We start from the raw sequence: 5,005 nt of genomic DNA, 5'->3' as shown, positions 1-5,005 counted from the left end.
TACGAGGCCACGGCGGCGCTGGTGCGCACCGCGGCGACCCGCCTGCCCCGCGAGCCCGGTCGGCGCACCCTCGTGGTGGCACCGTTGCTCGTGTCGCGCGGGGCGGCCGACCAGGCCGGACTGGACGCCACCGGGCGTGCCGCCAACGTGGGCCACTCGATGCGCTGTCCCTCCTCCGCGCTGGCGCGGGTCGCCCGTCGCTGGCCGAGGGCGTACGTCGTGGTGTGCGACGACGTGGTGACCACCGGATCGACGGCACGCGAGGCACAGCGGGCCCTCGAGTCGGTCGGTCTCGCCCCGGTCGCGATCGCCGCGGTGGCCGCCACGGCGAGGAGGCAGCACCATCGTGAGCGCGCAGGGGACCGTCAGGTGGCCTGACGGTTGGCCCGGGAGGCCGGAGGGGCTAGCGTCGTTGCATGGAGTCCGTCCGGGTCCGTGGTTGCGTCACGAAGATGAACTCTCCGTGGCTAGCCGATGCCAGTCGCAGGCGAAACGGTCCACGTAAGTCCACGGCCACCGCGCTGCTCAGCAGCACGAGGACCGCCGGACGATCACGGTGCGGCTTAGAAGTAAGTCCTGCCTCGGCGCCGACACCAGATGTGTCGGTGGCCGGGAGAAGGCCAGTAGTGGCGGAGAAGCTGCGAACGTCTCAGCAGGCGATTGTGGGGTCGAAGACCAGGTCGGCCGGGCGGACTCCATCCCACCCTGCCCCGGCGGACACCGCCCGGGACCATGGAAGGGTGCGGTCCGCTCGCTAGTTGAGGAGGTTCACATGGAGGTTGTGGTCACAGGACGGCACTGCGAGGTGTCCGACCGGTTCCGCGAACACGTCTCGGAGAAGCTCACCCGTCTGGAGAAGCACGATCACCGCATCATGCGGGTCCAGGTGGAGGTGGAGCTCGAGAAGAACCCCCGTCAGCACGACCGCGCGACCAAGGTCGAGCTCACCGCCTACTCCAAGGGCCCGGTGATCCGTGCCGAGGCAGCCGCCGAGGACAAGATGGGCGCACTCGACCTCGCGCTCGACAAGATGCAGGCGCAGATGCGCCGCGCTGCCGACCGGCGCCGCGTGCACCGCGGGCGCCACGCCCCGGTGTCGGTGGGAGAGGCCCTCGCGGGCACCGCCGAGCCCGATGGCTCGGTCGAGGACGACGGCGTCATCGAGCGCAAGGTCGGTCCGATCACGGTGACCGGCGACGGACCCCTCGTGGTGCGGGAGAAGTCCCACCCAGCCACGCCCATGACGCTGGACCAGGCCCTCTACGAGATGGAGCTGGTCGGTCACGACTTCTTCCTCTTCGTCGACAAGGAGAGCGAGCGCCCGTCGGTCGTCTACTGCCGGCGCGGCTACGACTACGGCGTGATCTCGCTGGACGTCGACTGACACCGTCCACTGCGACCTGGGCGCTGTCGACACGCCACGGTCACGCGCGCATGACATGATGCGCGCGTGACCGAGGCAACTGGAACTGGGAATGGCACCGAACCCGTCCGCGTCCTGGTGGTCGACGACCAGGAGCTCTTCCGTCGCGGCCTCATCATGCTGCTCAGTGGTGACAGCGACATCGAGGTCGTCGGCGAGGCCGCCGACGGCGTCACCGCCACCGAGCTGGCGGTCAAGACCGCTCCCGACGTGATCCTGCTCGACGTCCGCATGCCGCGCCGCACCGGCGTGGAGGCCTGCCGGGGCATCAAGGAGGCCGTGCCGTCGGCCAAGATCATCATGCTGACGGTCTCCGACGAGGAGGCCGACCTCTACGAGTCGGTCAAGAACGGCGCCTCGGGCTACCTGCTGAAGGACTCCTCGATCGAGGAGGTCGCCCAGGCGGTCCGCGTGGTCAACGAGGGACAGTCGCTCATCAGCCCGTCCATGGCGGTGAAGCTGATCGACGAGTTCAAGCAGATGTCCAAGCCCGAGCGCGAGCAGGGCCCCGCGCTGCGCCTCACCGAGCGCGAGCTGGAGGTGCTGCGGCTGGTGGCAAAGGGCCTCAACAACCGCGAGGTGGCCAAGGAGCTCTTCATCTCCGAGAACACCGTGAAGAACCACGTGCGCAACATCTTGGAGAAGCTCCAGCTCCACTCCCGCATGGAGGCCGTCATGTACGCCATGCGCGAGAAGCTGCTCGACCTTCCCTGACCGACGATGGAGTCGCTCTCCAGGCTCCAGGCGCGCCGCATCGCGCTGGCGGCGCAGGGATTCTGCGACCGCCCGCACGCGACGCCGTCGATGCGGACCTTCGACCGCACCCTCGACCGCACCGGCGTCCTGCAGGTCGACTCGGTCAACGTCCTCCAGCGCGCCCACTACATGCCGCTCTACTCGCGCATGGGCCCCTACGACGTCGACCTGCTGCGGCGCGCCGCCGAACGCCGCCCGCGCCGCGTGGTCGAGTACTGGGCGCACGTCCAGGCGCTGATGCCCGTGGACCTCTGGCCGCTGATGCGCCACCGGATGGCGACGTACCGCTCCGAACGCGGCAAGTGGGGCTTCACCGCCGACGCCGACCTCGAGCCTCGGGTGCTCGACGCGGTGCGCGACCGGGGGCCCGTCACGGCGCGTGACCTCGAGGAGGAGTTCAGCACCGGGCCGCGCACCAAGGAGCACTGGGGCTGGAACTGGTCGGAGTCGCGCAAGGTGCTCGACTACCTCTACCTGGTCGGCGACGTCGCGATCGCCGGGCGCACCAGCCAGTTCGAGGTCGTCTACGACGTGCCGGAGCGGGTGCTGCCGGCGGCCGTCCTCGACGCGCCCACGCCCACGCCGCAGGACGCGGTCACCGAGCTCGTACGCCGTGCCGCCCGGTCCCACGGCGTCGCGAGCGGCGCCTGCCTCGCCGACTACTACCGTCTCCGCCTGCAACCGGCGCCGGGCCAGCCGAGCGCGAAGGTCGCCATCGACGAGCTGGTGGAGTCGGGGGAGCTGACCCCGGTCGCGGTGCAGGGCTGGAGGCGCCGGGCCTACCTCCACCGCGACGCCCGCATCCCGCGGCGGGTGGGCGCACGCGCCCTGCTCAGCCCCTTCGACCCGGTCGTGTGGGAGCGCGCGCGCGCCGAGGCGCTGTTCGAGTTCTTCTACCGCATCGAGATCTACGTCCCGCAGGAGAAGAGGTTGCACGGCTACTACGTGCTGCCGTTCCTGCTGGGTGACCGGCTCGTGGGCCGCGTCGACCTCAAGGCCGACCGGTCCACCCGGACGCTCCTCGTGCCCGGCGCCTTCGCCGAGGCCCACGCCCCGCCGGAGACGGCCGACGAGCTGGCGACCGAGCTGCGACGGCTCGCCGGCTGGCTCGGCCTGGACGACGTCGTGGTCGGCCACAGCGGCGACCTGTCCGACGCGGTTCGGGTCGCGTTGGGACGGTAGGTAGAGTTACCACTCGTGCCTGCCATCATCGACAAGCTGCTCCGCATCGGCGAGGGCAAGATCCTTCGAGAGCTCGACGCCATCGTCAAGGCGGTGAACGCCATCGAGGACGACTTCGTCAAGATGAGCGACGACGAGCTCCGCGGCATGACCGCCGAGTTCCGCGAGCGCCTCGGCGCGGGCGAGACCCTCGACGACCTCATGCCGGAGGCCTTCGCGGTCGTCCGTGAGGCGAGCAAGCGCGTGCTCGGCATGCGTCCCTTCGACGTCCAGGTCATGGGCGCCGCCGCACTGCACCTGGGCAACATCGCCGAGATGAAGACCGGTGAGGGCAAGACCCTGGTCGCGGTCCTGCCGTCCTACCTCAACGCGCTCGCCGGCAAGGGCGTGCACGTGGTGACGGTCAACGACTACCTCGCCAAGTTCCAGTCCGAGCAGATGGGCCGCGTCCACCACTTCCTCGGCCTGACCACCGGCGTGATCCTGCCGTCGATGCGTCCGGCGGAGCGTCGCGAGGCCTACGCCTGCGACATCACCTACGGCACCAACAACGAGCTCGGCTTCGACTACCTGCGCGACAACATGGCCGACTCCGTCGCGGAGTGCGTTCAGCGCGGCCACAGCTTCGCGATCGTCGACGAGGTCGACTCGATCCTCATCGACGAGGCGCGCACCCCCCTCATCATCAGCGGCCCGACCCAGGACGAGGTCAAGTGGTACGCCGAGTTCGCCAAGCTCACCCAGACCCTCGTCAAGGACGTCGACTACGAGGTCGACGAGAAGAAGCGCACCATCTCGGTGCTCGAGCCCGGCATCACCCGGGTCGAGGACCACCTCGGCCTCGACAACCTCTACGACTCGGTCAACACCCCGCTCATCTCGTTCCTGAACAACTCCATCAAGGCCAAGGAGCTGTTCCGCAACGACAAGGAATACGTCCTGATGGACGGCGAGGTGCTCATCGTCGACGAGCACACCGGCCGGATGCTCGCGGGACGTCGCTACAACGACGGCCTGCACCAGGCGATCGAGGCCAAGGAGGGGGTGACGGTCCGCGAGGAATACCAGACCCTCGCCACCGTGACCCTGCAGAACTACTTCCGCCTCTACGACAAGCTCTCCGGCATGACCGGAACGGCCATGACCGAGGCCTCGGAGTTCGACAAGACCTACAAGCTCGGCGTGGTCCCGATCCCGACCAACAAGCCGATGAAGCGCATCGACCGGGGCGACCTCGTCTACCGGACGGAAGAGGCGAAATACGACGCCGTGGTGGACGACATCGCCGAGCGCAACGCCCTCGGTCAGCCGATCCTCGTCGGCACCGTCTCGGTCGAGAAGTCGGAGTACCTCTCCGACCTGCTCAAGAAGCGCGGCATCGCGCACACGGTCCTCAACGCGAAGGTGCACGCCGACGAGGCCAAGATCGTCGCCATGGCCGGCCACAAGGGCGCGGTCACCGTCGCCACCAACATGGCCGGTCGAGGCACCGACATCATGCTCGGCGGCTCGGTCGAGTTCCTCGCTGACGCCGAGCTGCGCAAGCAGGGCCTGCAGCCGTCCGGCGAGACCGCCGACGCCTACGACGCCGCGTGGCCCGAGATGCTCGTCAAGATCAAGGAGCAGGTCGGCAACGAGCACGAC

At 69.0% G+C, this 5,005-nt stretch carries 5 protein-coding genes; all 5 read left to right on the top strand.

All coding sequences use genetic code 11. The features are described 5' to 3' along the window. Nucleotides 1-378, top strand: a 378-nt coding sequence (locus JWN97_RS06025) for a phosphoribosyltransferase family protein (protein ID WP_297619866.1), incomplete at its 5' end; no start/stop codon positions are given. 394 nt (nucleotides 379-772) lie between these two features. Beyond that, nucleotides 773-1,384 carry a ribosome-associated translation inhibitor RaiA gene (gene raiA / locus JWN97_RS06020; protein WP_297619863.1) on the top strand — a complete coding sequence of 204 codons (612 nt, stop codon included), beginning with the start codon at nucleotides 773-775 and terminating at the stop codon, nucleotides 1,382-1,384. Between the two features lie 66 nt (nucleotides 1,385-1,450). Beyond that, entirely contained in the window at nucleotides 1,451-2,137 is a 687-nt protein-coding gene (locus JWN97_RS06015) for a response regulator transcription factor (protein WP_297619860.1), read from the top strand. Nucleotides 2,138-2,143: 6 nt separating this feature from the next. Continuing rightward, complete coding sequence (locus JWN97_RS06010) at nucleotides 2,144-3,361, top strand: crosslink repair DNA glycosylase YcaQ family protein (protein WP_297619857.1); 1,218 nt, start codon at nucleotides 2,144-2,146, stop codon at nucleotides 3,359-3,361. Nucleotides 3,362-3,376: 15 nt separating this feature from the next. Beyond that, the coding region (secA, locus tag JWN97_RS06005) for a preprotein translocase subunit SecA (RefSeq protein ID WP_297619854.1) at nucleotides 3,377-5,005 on the top strand (1,629 nt) is incomplete at its 3' end.

The sequence above is a fragment of the Nocardioides sp. genome, assembly GCF_025965415.1.
GTDB lineage: Bacteria > Actinomycetota > Actinomycetes > Propionibacteriales > Nocardioidaceae > Nocardioides.
Note: the sequence above shows the minus strand (reverse complement) of the source record. Positions and strands in the feature narration are given on the sequence as shown.